Origin of the sequence: Aciduliprofundum boonei T469 (genome assembly GCF_000025665.1) — an archaeon.
Classification (GTDB): domain Archaea; phylum Thermoplasmatota; class Thermoplasmata; order Thermoplasmatales; family Aciduliprofundaceae; genus Aciduliprofundum; species Aciduliprofundum boonei.
In genome coordinates, this window is record NC_013926.1 from 321,116 (window position 1) to 337,004 (window position 15,889).

At 40.1% G+C, this 15,889-nt stretch carries 14 protein-coding genes; 11 read left to right on the forward strand and 3 right to left on the reverse strand.

Annotated elements, in window-relative coordinates; genetic code table 11:
• Positions 1-6: 6 nt before the first annotated feature.
• Complete coding sequence (locus ABOO_RS01625) at positions 7-2,142, reverse strand: acetate--CoA ligase family protein (RefSeq protein ID WP_008084432.1); 2,136 nt, start codon at positions 2,140-2,142, stop codon at positions 7-9.
• Positions 2,143-2,280: 138 nt separating this feature from the next.
• Here ABOO_RS01625 and ABOO_RS08025 point away from each other — a divergent pair, with 138 nt between their 5' ends.
• Positions 2,281-2,445, forward strand: coding sequence for a hypothetical protein (locus ABOO_RS08025; RefSeq protein WP_008084325.1), 165 nt, complete (start codon positions 2,281-2,283; stop codon positions 2,443-2,445).
• Here ABOO_RS08025 and ABOO_RS07880 read toward each other — a convergent pair.
• Positions 2,423-2,620, reverse strand: coding sequence for a hypothetical protein (locus ABOO_RS07880; protein ID WP_012997104.1), 198 nt, complete (start codon positions 2,618-2,620; stop codon positions 2,423-2,425). The genes ABOO_RS08025 and ABOO_RS07880 overlap by 23 nt on opposite strands.
• Positions 2,621-2,706: 86 nt before the next feature.
• On the opposite strand from ABOO_RS07880, the gene ABOO_RS01630 reads away from it, so the two are divergent.
• The 10 genes from ABOO_RS01630 to ABOO_RS01675 all read left to right on the forward strand — a co-directional run bounded on the left by ABOO_RS01630 (position 2,707) and on the right by ABOO_RS01675 (position 14,848).
• Positions 2,707-3,774 (forward strand): PAS domain S-box protein, encoded by a 1,068-nt coding sequence (locus ABOO_RS01630; RefSeq protein WP_008084397.1) that lies wholly within the window; start codon positions 2,707-2,709, stop codon positions 3,772-3,774.
• 36 nt (positions 3,775-3,810) lie between these two features.
• Positions 3,811-4,254 (forward strand): CBS domain-containing protein, encoded by a 444-nt coding sequence (locus ABOO_RS01635; RefSeq protein WP_008084539.1) that lies wholly within the window; start codon positions 3,811-3,813, stop codon positions 4,252-4,254.
• Positions 4,244-5,440, forward strand: a complete 1,197-nt coding sequence (locus ABOO_RS01640; protein ID WP_008084452.1) for a cation:proton antiporter — start codon at positions 4,244-4,246, stop codon at positions 5,438-5,440. Before ABOO_RS01635 ends, ABOO_RS01640 begins: the two co-directional genes overlap by 11 nt.
• The gene (locus ABOO_RS01645) at positions 5,424-6,467 is read left to right on the forward strand and encodes an alkaline phosphatase family protein (RefSeq protein WP_008084407.1); all 1,044 of its coding nucleotides are present in this window, start codon (positions 5,424-5,426) and stop codon (positions 6,465-6,467) included. Before ABOO_RS01640 ends, ABOO_RS01645 begins: the two co-directional genes overlap by 17 nt.
• A 124-nt stretch (positions 6,468-6,591) precedes the next feature.
• On the forward strand, positions 6,592-10,191 hold the full coding sequence (locus ABOO_RS01650) for a protease pro-enzyme activation domain-containing protein (protein WP_012997105.1): 3,600 nt from the start codon (positions 6,592-6,594) through the stop codon (positions 10,189-10,191).
• A gap of 57 nt (positions 10,192-10,248) precedes the next feature.
• Entirely contained in the window at positions 10,249-11,697 is a 1,449-nt protein-coding gene (gene guaB, locus ABOO_RS01655; RefSeq protein ID WP_008084330.1) for an IMP dehydrogenase, read from the forward strand.
• Positions 11,698-11,728: 31 nt separating this feature from the next.
• A complete protein-coding gene (locus ABOO_RS01660; protein WP_008084372.1) occupies positions 11,729-12,022 on the forward strand; it encodes a hypothetical protein in 294 nt (97 codons plus the stop codon).
• Between the two features lie 34 nt (positions 12,023-12,056).
• The gene (locus tag ABOO_RS01665; RefSeq protein WP_008084478.1) at positions 12,057-12,404 is read left to right on the forward strand and encodes a YlbF/YmcA family competence regulator; all 348 of its coding nucleotides are present in this window, start codon (positions 12,057-12,059) and stop codon (positions 12,402-12,404) included.
• A 28-nt stretch (positions 12,405-12,432) separates the two neighbouring features.
• Positions 12,433-13,362: a ribose 1,5-bisphosphate isomerase gene (locus ABOO_RS01670; protein WP_008084533.1), complete on the forward strand. Its 930-nt coding sequence runs from the start codon at positions 12,433-12,435 to the stop codon at positions 13,360-13,362.
• Positions 13,328-14,848, forward strand: coding sequence for an AMP phosphorylase (locus ABOO_RS01675; protein WP_008084517.1), 1,521 nt, complete (start codon positions 13,328-13,330; stop codon positions 14,846-14,848). Before ABOO_RS01670 ends, ABOO_RS01675 begins: the two co-directional genes overlap by 35 nt.
• Here the strand turns inward: ABOO_RS01675 and ABOO_RS01680 are convergent, their stop codons facing one another.
• Positions 14,849-15,853 (reverse strand): metal ABC transporter substrate-binding protein, encoded by a 1,005-nt coding sequence (locus ABOO_RS01680; protein WP_012997106.1) that lies wholly within the window; start codon positions 15,851-15,853, stop codon positions 14,849-14,851.
• Positions 15,854-15,889 lie beyond the last annotated feature (36 nt).

Genomic DNA, 15,889 nt, shown 5'->3' on the forward strand with positions numbered 1-15,889 from the left:
CAAGATTTAACTGCACTTATCCAGTGGCTTTGGTGTTACCTTCGTGGATTTTCCTGTTTTCAGGATTATCCTTGCATCCACTACACTTAGGCCTTTCTCGTAAACTATAACTGGATTAGCATCCACTTCTTTTATAACATCTCTGAAATCCCAAACAAGCTGGGATAACCTGCTAACCGCTTCTGCTATTGCTTCAATGTCCTTGGGTTTCTCACCGCGTGCTCCCTTCAATATTCCATAGCCATTTATTTCCTTGACCATATCAAGTGCCTCATCCTTGCTGAATGGTGCTATACGGAATGTTACATCCTTCAAAATTTCCACAAATATGCCACCGAGGCCGAACATAACAGTTGGTCCAAATTGAGAATCATTGATACTTCCAATAATTGTCTCCGTACCCCATGGCTCCATATGCTGCACATAAACACCCATGATTTCCGCGTGAGGATCGTAGCGCTCTGCATTCTCTATAATCTCTTGGAAGGCCTTGCGCACTTCATCATCATTCTTTATATTCACCTTTACACCGCCTGCATCACTTTTATGCACTATATTTGGAGAGACTATTTTCATTACCACAGGATACTCAACTGCACGGGCAATCTTAACGGCCTCCTCAGGATTCCGAGCCATCTTACCCTTTGGAATCGGCAATCCATAGGCGGCAAATACCTCCTTCGCTTCGGGCTCAGTGAGTAAGCTTCTTCCGCATGCCTTGGCCTTGCCTATTATTGCCTCCACTTTCTCCTTGTTAACCTTATAAGGTACAAATTCCTTTGATGCTTTTTCCAAGTATCTTCCATAGGTTCTGAGGGCTGCAAGGGCTCTAACGGCTGCATGTGGACTATTGTAGTAGGGTATTCCATTCTCTATGAGCCATTCTCCCGCTTTCACGCTTCTCTCTCCGCCCACTAAACTAACTGCAATGGGCTTATCCACACCACTATCCTTATAAGCCTTGTAAATTCCCTCAGCAATATTTTGAGGATCCGTGAAGGATGTTTCGCAATAAAGCACAACCACTCCATCAACCCAGTCATGCTTCAAAGCATCCCTTATTGAACCCTCGTATTCAGGCCTATCGGCCATGCCAGTTAAATCCACAGGGTTTTTCGGATTTCCAAACTCTGGCATATGCTTAAACATGAGCAATTTTAGGTCATCTGGTGCATCCTTTATTGGCACTCCATACTTCTCAGCAGCATCTGTAGCTAGAACTCCTACGCCACCACCATTGGTTATTATGAGAAGATTATCTCCCCTCATTGGCTTCTGCAAGGCGAGAGCCATTGTCTCATCAAATAGAGCATCTAGATTTTCGGCCCACACAACATGACCCTGCTTGAATGCTGCCTCATATATCTTCGTGCTTCCAGCCAAACTTCCTGTATGGGATGCTGCTGCAGCTGCACCACGCTTTGAAGTGCCTGCCTTAAGCGCAATTATTGGCTTCTTTGAATTCTTACAGGCGTTTAGGAATTTGCGTCCATCCTTCACACCTTCAATGTAGAGAGATATGACATTTGTGTCCTCATCCTTGTTGAAGTAATTGATTAGGTCTCCAAAATCCAAATCTGCCATGTTTCCAATACTTATCATATGTGAAATGCCAACTTTATCAACCCAAGTCCTTGCATCCATTGCTATTAGCAAAGCACCACTTTGGGATATCATTGCTGCCTTCCCAGGATATGGCAAGTATGGGCCAAAGGATGCATTCATATGAAGCGGGTTATTCATTATACCCACGACATTCGGACCGAGGATGCGCATCCCGTATTTGTGGGCAATATCCACAACCTCTCTCTCCAAATCCTCTCTGCCAACTTCGCTAAAGCCAGAAGCTATTATAACAAGGCCTTTAACTCCCTTCTTTCCACATTCTTCCGTAACGGCAGGCACAAGCTTTGCAGGTACAACTATAAGGGCAATATCCACCTTATCAGGAATGTCCAAAACACTGTGATAGCATTTGAGCCCTGCAACTTCATCTGCCTTGGGATTTACAGGATAAATCTTGCCCTCATAGCCTGAGTCAATGAGATTCTTAACGCATTGATGTCCTATGGCCTTTGGATCACGACTTGCTCCGACGATTGCTATACTTTTCGGCTTGAATATTGGATCTAAATTCTCCATTTTGATTACCTCCTTGTTGGGGAGATGTCATTAACGCTTAATAAATTTAGCATTTCGTCCATTGCCTATCTTCATTTTTACTTCTATTTGGATGTTTGAGTTAAGTATAAATATGGCAAAATATTTCATTAACATAGAATGGAGGAAAAAATAGTGCATTTGAGGCTTTCGGAGCATCCTGATCTCACCGTGGGCGAACTCTATGAGATCATGTCAGAGCTCGCCAAAAAATATCCAGATAGGGAGATTTTTTTTGATGGCGATGAGCAGGCGATATGTTCTAGACCAAAAAAGCCCCAGTAAGTGGGAAAATTACTTCTCCTAAAATTTTCATAAAGTATGCGATTCCTCCTCCCACGATTATGAACAGAAGTATTATCAGTATAATCCATAGTGCTATCTTTAAAATCACCTTGAAAAGCAAAGCAAACACTATGAGCGCTAGAATCGCTATCAAGCAAACCCCTGCCGTAGACATAAGTAGCAATAAGAATCATAGTACTTAATCTTATTCGTAAAATTTAATTCAAAAAGTTTTAATAATAAATCCTATTTACATCGGTAATGGATAATAACCCCGAGCATTCTAGAGATAGCCCTGAGAAATGGAAAATAATGTGGGATGTTCTTTTTAATTCTTCCCCAGAATCAATCATAATGCTCTCGGAGACACAAACGATTCTGGATGCAAATGATACCACCTTGCGGCTCTTAGGAAAGAAAAAAGATGAAATTGTGGGCAAGAAATGCTATGAAGTTTTTCATCAAACCTCAGAGCCTCCAGAGGGGTGCCCTTTCGTAGATATGAAGAAGAGGAAGTGGAAGCCCTGCGTGAATGAAATGGAATCTGTGATAGGGGATTTAATTGTTAGTGTTGTCCCCCTTGATATTCCGGGGGAAGAAAGGAAAATTCTCCATTTTGCAAGGGATGTTACATTAATAAACCAACTCGCTCAAAGATTGATCTCCTCTTTGCAGCGCTACACTTCATTTCTCAATACACTTGTAAAATTGGATAGTTTGATGCTGAGAGAGAAAGATATGAAAGCTCTTCTTGATAATTCTGCAAAAATCATATGCGAGAATGAGAATTTTGAAGCATCGTGGATACTGGTTAAGGAAGGAAGTGAAATTAAAACCCTCAGCAAGTACGGTGCAGATTGGAATTTTGAGGATAGATATCCTGATGATATTGAAGAAAAGGATGACTTATGGTGCAAAGAGTACAACGAAGGATTTTTCATATTTATCCCTCTGAAAGTCGAGGATACACACATGGGGCTCATAGTTCTCCTTCGCAAGAGTTCTGAAGAGCTAAGCGAGGAGGATAAAAAAATATTGAGAATTATGGCCGATGACATAGCAATAACAATTAAAAATAGAAGATTAGAGTTTAGCAAAAAGGTTGCATACAGAGAGTTAGAGAAGAACATTGAAGATTTTGCCACGCTTATTGATGGCATAAGGAATCCTCTGGCGGTAATTATGGGAATTGCAGAGATGATAATTGAGGAAGAAGATGCAAAAAGAAAGATAATTGAGCAAATTGAGAAAATAGAGGAGATAACATACAAGATTGATAAAAGATGGGAGAAGAGCGAGAATCTGCGAAGATTTTTAAAAGAAGAATAGAAAGTTTTAATCGCAATTATCCCTTTATCTATATCTATGAAAAAGGTGAGGGATATTAGAAATTTAATAACCCCCAATGCTTCTGTGGTTTATGAAAATGCCTCCCTTTCTAAAATTGCTGAAGAGATGATAAAGGACCCAAAAACCACCGCTGTTTATGTGATCGATGAGAATAAAAAACTCAAAGGCGTAATACCCCTGGATGAGCTTATTCAATACATATACTATGAGTACATCCCACAGGATTACATCATGTACCACTTCCCATTAGTTCTAAGCAACGATGCAACTGCCCAAGATATTATGCTTCCCCCAGTTTATGTAAAGGATACGGATACCATAACGGATGCTTTCAAAAAGATGTTCAAAAATCGTATGAAAGAAGTGCCTGTGGTCGATGAGGATATGCATGTTATTGGAGATTTAAATATGCTAGAGCTTATAATGGCCTGGCTAAGCAGTGTTAAAAATGCTGATTGAACTTGCCCTGGCTCTAATACTCGCAAAACTAGTTGATGAGTTATTTATAAGAAAAAATCAACCTCCTGTTATTGGGGAAATAGTGATTGGCATTTTGTTTGCAGGAATAGCCTTCCTTTTGCCAGAGAGCATAATAGTCGGAGATCATTCGTTCCCTGTAACATTCGATATAAAACATCCTGCATTCGATTTTTTCGCAGAGACGGGAATTTTGCTTCTTCTATTTCTTTCTGGTATGGAGACAAATTTAAATCAATTAAAAAAATCAAGCAAGGCAGGATTGCTAACAGGTACATTTGGCGTTCTTGTGACTTTTTTATTCGTTTTCTTATTTCTCTTCTTCCCCATGCATTTTGGGCTTCAACAATCCATAGTTGTGGCAACAATATTCACAGCAACAAGTGTTGGTGTGACGGTAAGAACCCTTATGGAATTGGGATTGTTAAACACTAGAGTTGGAAATACAATTCTAACCGCAGCTGTGGCCGATGATATATTTGGCATAATACTAATCACTGTTTTATTAAGCACAGGGGACCTTCTAGCCCTAGCCATAGGCCTATTTATTTTCTTCTTGGGAATTTACATTGTCTATAAATTTGACCTGATGGAAAAAGTGCTGGAAATTACAGATAAGAACCTGCACGCCCAATATTCTATAATCTCAATATCCCTTGGACTTATGTTTCTATTTGCTTACTTCGCTGATCTTGCAAATATTGCCACCATTACAGGGGCCTTCTTCGTAGGTCTTTTTATAGGCCAATCGAGAACTGTGAGAAAAATAATAGGGCCCTTAAAGATGATTGGCTATGCCTTATTTATTCCCATCTTCTTTGTAAAAGTTGGCACTCTTGTAGATTTTCAACACCTAGGATACTTTAATCTATGGCTCTTGGCAATAATACCCATTGTCTTCGCAGGAAAGATTTTTGGATGCTTTTTAGGATCAAAAATAGGGGGACTTCAAATCAAAGAAAGCTTTGTGGTTGGAGTAGGCATGGTTCCAGAAATGGAAGTCGCTCTAATAATTGCAACTTTGGTTTACGCGAGTGGGATATTCCTAGAAACAATAGGTGTGCAAATAATAACTACCACTATCCTTTATGTGATTATTTCATCCATAGCCGTACCTCTCATTCTGAAATTTCTCTATGGGGGTAAAAAATATGGAAGTGTTGCCTGATTTTAGAAACGGAATTTACAATGTCCCTCACACCATCTTAAATATCTTGGGAATAAAAAGCAATAAGGTCCTTGAACCTATTAAAGATTTGAAAGAGGATAAAATATTTTTTATTCTTGTTGATGCATTTGGGTACAATTTATTTGAGAAATACATCAAGGATTTTTGTGATTACGATCATTTTAAATTAACTTCACTGTTCCCCAGCACAACATCTGCAGTTCTAACAACTTTGTACACTGGGCTCTCTCCAAAGGAGCATGGAATTTTAGAATGGTATATGTACTATGAAGAATTTGGAGAAATAATCAAAACTCTACCCTTCTCCAGAAAAGATGGAAAGGAGAACGATGAACTAATAAAATTGGGATTCTCCCCCAAGAATTTGTTCAACTTGCCCACCATTTTTGAAAAATTAAAAAAAGAGGATATAGATAGCAAATTCTTTGTTAGAAAGGATTATGCATCCTCATCTTACACTCTTCATATGGGAAAAGGTGCAAAAATAGTTCCTTACACATCATTAGAAAATGTGTTTCAACTTCTTAAAAAATCAAATGCAGCTCTTAATTTTCTCTATATTGACTATCTCGACATTGCCCAACATCACTATGGACCCAATTCGAAAGAGACAAAAGATTTGCTTCTAAAAATATGGAAAAACATTGTAGATTTAAAAAATCACACTAAAGAAAGAACAATAGTAACAGCAGACCACGGTCAGATTGAGGTAAGTAAAAATTTTATAATTGATGTTCCAAAAGATTTGGTAGGTGGAAGCCCCAGAGATGTTTTTCTTTACTCTGATTATTTACCATCCCTGGATTATATGGATGTGCTCAATAAAGAAGATATTTTGAAGCTCCTAGGTCCTGGAAAGGAGCATCCAAAATTAAAAGAAAGAGTACCAAATTACATCCTCCTGCCCAAAGATTCTTATACCATATGGTTTGAAGATTTTGCCCTAAAGGGCTTGCATGGGGGATTAAGTGCCGAGGAGATGTTTGTACCATTTATCCTTGTTTAGGATTATTCCTTTATAAGTATTTAAAAACTCGATAAAATTAAATATTATCATGCATTTCTCCTAACACTGTCAGGTTTAGTCATGGCAAATGCTATGACTATTCCCGGCACAGGTGGTTGATTGAATGAAGAAAGAGAGAAGTTTGTATGGACTAATATTAGTTATGGCCAGTATAATGATTTTCAGCGCACTTTCTGTGACAGTGTTTGCATCATCTGCCCAAGCATCCAATGCAATACCTATATCCAGTGGATTCAATCCAAAGCTTATCCATGATGGTACATTCATAGGTTATGCAAATGAGAACCAGAAAATATGGGTAACCATAGGGCTAAAATGGAAAAATGAAGAATCTCTTAACCTATTTTTGAAAGAAGTGAATGACCCAAGTTCTCCCAATTTTGGAAAGTATTTGACATACAAGGAGTTTAAAAATAAATATGCCCCAAGTCCAGTAATATACAACAAAGTAATACAGTGGATTAAAAGCAAGAATGTACACATAGAATACACCTATGGCCTAAGAAATGCCATAGTCCTCCACGACACAATTGGTAAAATTGGCAATTTGCTAGGAGTTAGATTTGGCTATTTCAAATCAAATAGCCCGAACTACAATAAAGAATACTTTGCTGCTATGAATGAGCCAAAAATTCCTGCATACCTAAAGCCCTATATCTCAGGAATAAATGGACTGAACAATGCAACGAAATTCAAATTAAATTATTACACCGCAAGTAGCGGGATAGATTATCTTAGCGGAGCAGATGTTGCTAAGATGTACCAAGTTTATCAACTATATAACAATACCCCAGATGGTTCTGCAAGTACTCACCATATATTTGCTACGGGACTGCGTGTGGCTACTGTGCTATGGGAAGGCGCAGATTCTTGGGGTGATCAATATGCACCATTTGACCCTAATGCAATAACTTATTATTATCAGCATGTGATTCCAACATGGATTCAGAATCTTGGTGTTATGTCCACTGTCCATTATTACGGTACATCAGGTACTGTTGCACCTGGAAGCAACACCGATGGAAGTGTTTCTACTGAAAATGAACTGGATCTAGAAATGGTTGGTACATTGGCACCGGGCGTAGATGCTTTCTGTGTATACGGCCCAGGAGGAAGCAGTGGTGGGCCTTCTGAGAGCAACTTCCCAGATAATGAGTATAACTACATACTCAATACCCTTGCTTCTGAGAGTAGCCCAATACTCGTTGCTGTAAGTAATTCTTGGGGTGGTGGTGATTCTCAGGAGAGTAGCACAACTATGAATGATGTGAAGGCATTAGAGGCCATGGGTGTAACTGTTATGGCTTCAAGCGGTGATGATGGAGATACCACCTCGCCTAGCGAGCCTTCTACAGCTGCCTATGACACATACGGATTTTTGGCAGTTGGGGGAACAACGCCAGTACCTAACGGAGTAGATCATACTACTTTAGATGATTACGCTACTATGGGTAACAATACAGATCTGGCAAATCCAAGAAGTAGTGAGATTGTTTGGTATGATTCATCAAGCACCAATTCTGCTGGAGATCACTGGGGTACACAGAGTGGCGTGAGCTCAGTTTATGCTGAGCCATCCTGGCAGAGCAACTATATAGGAAGCTACAGTGGAAGGGTAACGGCCGATATTTCTGCTATGGGAAATCATACCCTAATATATGTGAGCAGTAGCAGTGGAACCCAATGGAGTGCAGTAGCAGGTACATCCGTTGCGTGCCCAGTTACAGCAGGTATGGTGGCTATGATGGATGCATATATTGGAGTAGAATACGGAGTATCAAACCATGGATTGGGCTTCTTGAACCCAATAATATATAAATTAGGATATGACTACTACCATAATGGAAAATTCGCAAATTCACCTCCTTATTATGATGTTACTCAAGGAGCTACCGGTGGCGGTGGTTCAGCTTCAACTGGCTGGGATCAGGTGTCAGGCTGGGGAGTAATAAACGCTTGGAACTTTATACACGATATTGGATTTACAATAAATGCTTCATCTACCTCTGCTAGTATTAACGCAGGGGAAAGTGCAAGTTATACGCTAAATATAGCATACCCATATGATTGGACAACTGATGTAGGTCATTTTGAGGTAAGTGGTTTACCATCTGGAGCCACTGCATCATTCTCTTCCAACTATGTACATCCTAGTGGAAATGGCGCATCCTCCTCATTAACATTAACTGTGCAAACATCAAGTAGCACTCCTTCTGGAACCTATACATTAACATTCATGGCTTATACATATAATCACACAACTGGTCACTGGGGTAATTTAACAAACTCTATCCAGCTTACTCTAACCGTAGGCAGTGGAGGAAGCAATCCGACAGCACCAAGTGCACCACAGAACTTGCAGGCAAGCGCAGGTAATGGTTATGTGCTCCTAAATTGGCAGGCACCAAGCAACAATGGTGGAGCTAGTATTACTGAATACAAGATTTATCGTGGCACAAGCTCCGGCGGAGAATCCTATCTTGCGGAAGTATCTGGAACTACTCTATCTTACAACGATACTTCCGTCACTAACGGCAATACTTACTACTACTATGTCACCGCTGTGAACTCTGCTGGAGAATCCTCTGCTAGCAATGAAGTTAGTGCTACTCCTCAGAGTAGTGTTACCGCTCCTTCTGCTCCTCAGAATCTTCAAGCTACTGCAGGTAATGGTTATGTGCTCCTAAATTGGCAGGCACCAAGCAACAATGGTGGAGCTAGTATTACCAACTACAAGATATATCGTGGCACAAGCTCCGGCGGAGAATCTTATCTTGCAGAAGTATCTGGAACTACCCTATCTTATAACGATACTTCCGTCACTAATGGACAAACTTACTATTACTATGTCACCGCTGTGAATTCTGCTGGAGAATCTCCAGCTAGCAATGAAGTTAGTGCTACTCCTCAGGCTCCTCCTTCACCTTCTTCACTCAAAATATTGCTTGTGGATGATGATGGTGGCCAAAACTATCAAACCTATTTCACTCAAGCCCTAGACGCTGATGGGTACTCTTACGATGTCTGGGATGTGAGCTCTAGCGGCTCTCCCTCCGCTAGCACCCTCGAAAATTATAATGTGGTCATCTGGACCACCGGTGCTACATGGTCCAATACCCTTACATCTACCGACCAGAGCAACCTTGAAACTTACCTCAATAACGGTGGCGCTCTATACCTATCCTCCCAGGACTTCTTGTACGATCTCACGGGCGGATGGGACGAATCCATATCCAATACATTCGTAACCAACTATCTTGGCGTGGATTATGTAGCCAATGATGTGCAGTATAACAGCGTGGCAGGGGTGTCTGGCACATTCGTGCAGTCATTTACATCCATCTCCCTATCTAACTACCCGTTCACCAACTACGATGATGAACTCGGCCTTAGCTCTTATGGCCACGCTCTGTTCTATAACCCCTCCGATAACTATGTTACTGGAGACTATGTACAGACATCCACTTATAAGACCGTATTCACTGCTTTCTCATTCGAAGCTGTGGAAAATACTGACTCCTCTACCGGCAATGCTCTCCTCAAAGCAATCATTGACTGGCTTAGCGGAGAAACAACTTCAATACAGGGAGATATACAAATACCAATGAGCTTCTCAGACCACAGTGAAAATAATTTGGATGTCTTCAACAATGCTCCAATAATCCACGCACCGGAAATCGCTGCCATATTTAGATCTTTCTAAATTTTTATTTTTTAATTTTTGGGGAAAATTTTAAATTAAGCATTCATTATAGGGCCTATGTTTGAAGAAAAATTAAAAAATGCAAAAATAGGGCTTACATTCGACGATGTTCTGCTTTTACCATCAAAAACTCCAGTCGAACCAAAGGATGTGGATATTTCCTCCAATATAACTAGGCATATAAGAGCTAAAATTCCAATTTTAAGTTCCCCAATGGATACTGTTACGGAAGATAGAATGGCCATAGCCCTTGCAGAATTGGGTGCACTCGGCATAATTCACAGAAATTTAACAATTGAGGAGCAGGTAAATCTTGTAAAGAATGTTAAGAAGGAAGAGAGCTTGATTATCAGGGATCTGCATACCGTTACTCCTGATACAACCATTGAAGAAGCTGAAAGAATAATGAGAGAATACAAAATCGCAGGTTTACCCGTTGTTAAGGATGAAAAACTTGTGGGTATATTAACGAATAGGGACATAAGATTTTATAGGGGTGGCAAGATAAAAGTATCCGAACTAATGACAAAGAATGTTATAACTGCTCCTGAAGGTATATCCATTGAGGAGGCAATAGAAATAATGCACAAAAACAGAATTGAGAAATTACCCATTGTGAAAGATGGAAAATTGAAAGGGCTTATAACCGCAAAAGATATCCTTAAGAGAGAGAAGTATCCAAATGCGTTAAGGGATAAAGATGGAAGGTTAATGGTTGGTGCAGCCATTGGGCCCTTTGATATCGAGAGAGCAAAAAGATTATTACAGGCGGAAGTGGATGTTATTGTCATAGATACTGCCCATGCTCACAACGAGAATGTTATGAAGAGCATAAAAAAGATAAGGAAAGAAGTGGATGTTGATTTAATCGCAGGAAATATAGCAACGAAGGAGGCAGCTGAAGATTTAATCGCCTTGGATGTGGATGCCCTCCGTGTAGGTATAGGCCCTGGATCAATATGCACAACAAGAGTTGTAGCTGGAATAGGTGTGCCCCAATTAGAGGCAATAAGCCAAACATCTGATGTTGCTAAAGAATATAATGTACCTGTGATAGCAGATGGAGGAATACGCTATTCTGGAGACATTGTAAAAGCTCTGAGCGCTGGAGCAAGTGCCGTTATGCTTGGCTCTTTGCTTGCAGGCACAGAGGAAGCACCCGGAAGAGAAATGATAATAGGTGGAAGAAAGTTCAAAGTGTACAGGGGAATGGGAAGCATAGCGGCTATGCAAAAGGGCATATCGGACCGCTATGGCAAACTTGGAAAGGGTAAATTAGTGCCTGAAGGCGTGGAAGCTGCCGTACCTTACAAGGGTAAAGTAGAAGAGGTTATATTCCAGCTTGCAGGTGGAATGAAATCTGGCATGGGCTATGTAGGGGCAAGAAATGTAGAAGAACTTTGGAGCCGGGGAAAATTCATTAGAATTACAGGTGCAGGACTGAGAGAGAGTCATCCCCATGATGTTAATATAATAAGCGAAGCCCCAAATTATCCTATGAGTTAACTATTTAACCCTTCTTTACATTTTTGTGATTATGGAATACCCTCAAGATGTATTGACAAAATCCACGAAAGGAAAAATTGAAGTGCGAAACCTCGTGGATTATGGGAAATTTGTTAGGTATGAATATCTGGATCCATCCACTGGAGAAAGATGCGAAAATAAATTGAAAATCGTGCTTTTCAATGGAGAGGATTACGAGGAATATTTCATAATACCCCTAAAGCAAAAAAATAAATATCTTATGCTAAAAGCAGAGAATAAGGGACCCAGAAAAATTTGGAACGGAAAGGAAGGAGTGGAGATAATGGATCTTCTAAGATTGTAAAAAGATTTATTAAATATGAAGTGTAGGGTTGTGCATGACAAAGGAAGATATTTTAAACAAGGCCAAGGAACTTGGCAAGGCGCTCAAGGAATCTGATGAGTATAAGGAGCTTGTTGAGGCAGAGAAGGCATTGAATGAGGATGAAGAGACCCAGAAGCTTTTGAATGATTATAATGCAAAAGCCCAGGAAATTCAGCTTAGACAGATGACTGGTGAGAATGTAAATGATAGTATGATGGAGCTTCAAGATTTGGAGAAAAAAATTATGGATAGCGAGAGTATGAAGAAGTATTCTCAAGCTGAGAAAAATTTCAAAGAGCTCATTGAGTCAGCCAATCAGGCTATTGTGGATGCAATGGAAGAAGAGGAGCAAAAGGAATAAATAATATAATTCCTATTACATTAATTCCATGTATGAGCGAGTAAGGGATATTGGAGAAAAAATAAAAAGTATGGAGATACGGGGAGCTGGTCGTATTGGCAGGGCTACAGCCCTCGCCTTAAAATATTTTTCAGAGGATTTCAAGGGCAGTAAGGAAGAATTTTTGAAGGAATTAGAAGAGGTTAAAAATTATCTTTTGAGCACAAGGCCTACCGCAGTCTCTCTCCGCAATGCAATTTACTATGTTGTGAATCGTAAACAGGGGAGCACTTTGGAAGAGCTCAAAGAATCCATAATTAAGAATGCAGAGGATTTCATTAAAAGATCAGAAGAAGCGTTGCAAATAATTGGAAAATATGGAGCAGGCAGGATACCGGATGGTGCAACCATATTAACTCATTGCAATTCATCTGTAGCGATCCAATGTATAGTGCAAGCGTACAGAGATGGAAAGAAAATTAAAGTGTTTAACACAGAAACTAGGCCATGGCTGCAAGGGCACATAACTGCAAGGGCATTAGCGAAAGAGGGAATTGATGTAACTATGATCGTTGATTCTGCAGTACGCTATTTTATGAGAGACATTGATATTGTTGTTGTGGGAGCAGATACAATAGCCAGCAACGGAGCAGTTATAAACAAAATAGGAACATCTCAAATTGCTCTGGCTGCTCATGAGGCAAGGGTTCCATTCATAGTATGCGCTGAAACTTACAAATTTTCACCAGAGACGGTAATAGGCAAACTTGTAAAGATTGAAGAGAGAGACCCGAGGGAGATTGCAAATCCCGAGGATTTTCCAGGGGTGAAATTCAGAAATCCAGTGTTTGACGCAACTCCTCCGGAGTACATAGATGCAATAGTAACTGAGCTGGGAGTAATATCCCCATATTTAGCGTATGAAATAATAAAGGAGGTGATGAATGTTGGAATTGAAGGTAAAGAGGATAGACATTGAGGTTGGTGGCTTTGAAATAATTTTGAATGAGGAGGATGCGAAGGAGCTGGGGTTACATCCCCAAGACAGAGTGAAAGTTGCCAGAAGGGGTTTAATAACAACTGCCATCGTAAATATCTCCGAAAGCATGATAAAAAGGGGAGAGATTGGCATGTTCATAGAGATCAGCGAGAAGATGAATGTTAAAAATGGAGATACTGTAAAAATCGCACCAACAATGAGACCCATGAGCGTTGATTACATAAAGAAAAAGATATATGGGGAGAAACTAACCAAGGATGAAATATATGAGATCATAAAGGATATTGTAGATGATAATCTATCCACCATTGAACTTGCATCATATGTAACTGCCATACAAATTCGCGGTATGGATATGGACGAAACAGAATGGATGACCAAGGCAATGGTGGATACTGGTGAAACTATTGATTTCGAATATACAGTTTTTGATGTGCATAGCATAGGAGGCGTACCGGGCAACAAATACGCACCTATAGCGGTACCCATAGCGGCCGCAGCAGGTCTGAAAATTCCCAAAACTTCCTCAAGGGCAATAAGCAGTGCCGCCGGCACCGCTGATTTAATGGAGGTTCTGACTAATGTTAGATTAAGTGTAAACGATATAAGAAGAATCGTGGATGAGGTTGGTGCAACTCTCACTTGGGGAGGTGCTGTTAATCTGGCACCTGCTGACGATAAGATAGTACATGTGGAATACCCTCTTGGCATAGACCCACATTCTCAAGTTTTGGCCAGTGTGATGGCAAAGAAGAAGGCAGTGGGAGCAAACTTTATGGTTTTAGACATCCCTATGGGTCCAGAGACAAAAGTACCTGATGAAAAAACAGCAAGAAAGTACGCTATGGATTTCATAGAACTTGGGGAGAGATTAGGTATAACCCTGGAGGCAGCCGTAACCTATGGAGGACAGCCAATAGGAAGGGCAATAGGTCCTGCTTTAGAGGCTAGAGAGGCCATGCAGGCATTGGAAGGGAGGAGAGTGAGCCATTCATTAATTGAGAAAGCAACGGATATAGCAGGCATGCTTTTAGAGCTTGGAAATATAGCAGAGAGAGGAGAGGGTAAGGATATGGCTAAGGATATCCTAAAAAGTGGCAAGGCGAGGGAGAAATTCTTGGAAATAATAAATGCGCAGGGCTCAAGAGGGATAGAAAAGAGCGAGGATGTGCCTATTGGAAAGTACAAGGCGGATATCCACTCACCAGAGGAGGGTTATATTTCCATAGTTTCAAACAAGGCCCTCGTAAAGATTGCAAGGACCGCCGGGGCTCCAAAGGATAAAGGAGCAGGAATAATACTGAATAAGAAGAAGAGTGAGAAAACTGACAAGGGGGAAGTTCTGTATACTATATACGCAGATAGCAAGGCAAAACTTGACGAGGCAGTTAAGATTGCGAAAATGCTCAAACCATTGAAAATAGAGGGTATGCTCTTAGAGCGAATTCCCTCATACAAAGCATAATTATTTCAGCAACTCTTTTCTATATTTATAGGCAATGTAACCCAGTATAATTGCTATTGAGACAACGAGTATTATAGTAAGTATGTAAAATCCATAGTCGCATTTCTCCATTCCATAACTGTAAATATAATTCGTACCAGCCAATATAGAGGCATCTTTTAAGAGTAAAGCTGTATAATTTGCAGTGGAAAAAATATCTATGTACGCAATTTTGACCCCTGTCTCCCTGGATAACTCTATTGCTATCTGTCCCGCCTTAGATGATTGGAGTCCCACAGCATTTATAATACAGCTTATATTTCCATTCTCTATTTCCTTTCTAATTTCTTTTAACTCACTCTCGCTTATGAACTGATGGGGCTCCTCTAAAATCGTGCCTTTAACATTTAATCCCATAGTTTTAGCCACATAAAAAACTCCGGGAATTACAAGTAGAACATTCTTACCTTTTATTCCAGTTTCATCTTTTATAACATCAATCCTTTGAAGCGTGCTCTCTACCTCATTTTTGAATTTCAAAAAATTATTTTCATAATAACTGCGATGTTGCGGGTCCATCTCTTCTAATTTTTTCTTTATCGCCAAGCTTATATTTATCGCATTTTGGGGATAGAGCCAGTACCCATGCACATTTCTCTCCATATTTCCTAAGGGATAGAGCGTAGCATTATAATCCTTAAAATCAAGAATTTCCTTGCTGCTAACTTTTTCCTTTATATTCCTATCAATTGCAAAAAACTCGCTCGATGCTAAAATCACCAAATTAGCACGGTTCAATTTCTCTATGTCCTCATATTTGAGAGAGTAAGAATGAATATCCTCGCCTTGAGGAACTATGTATGTGACATTAACCCTTTCCCCACCGATCTGCTTTGCAAAATAAGAGTATATCTGCAGTGTTGCTACAATATTTATCCTGCTCTCACTTCCATGGGCCAAGGGTAAAGTAATAAATGATGAAAGCGCAATAATTGCAATCACTACAAGAACTACTCCTCTCTTCATCGGTTAGGATATACCTAACGAAAATATAAAAATTTT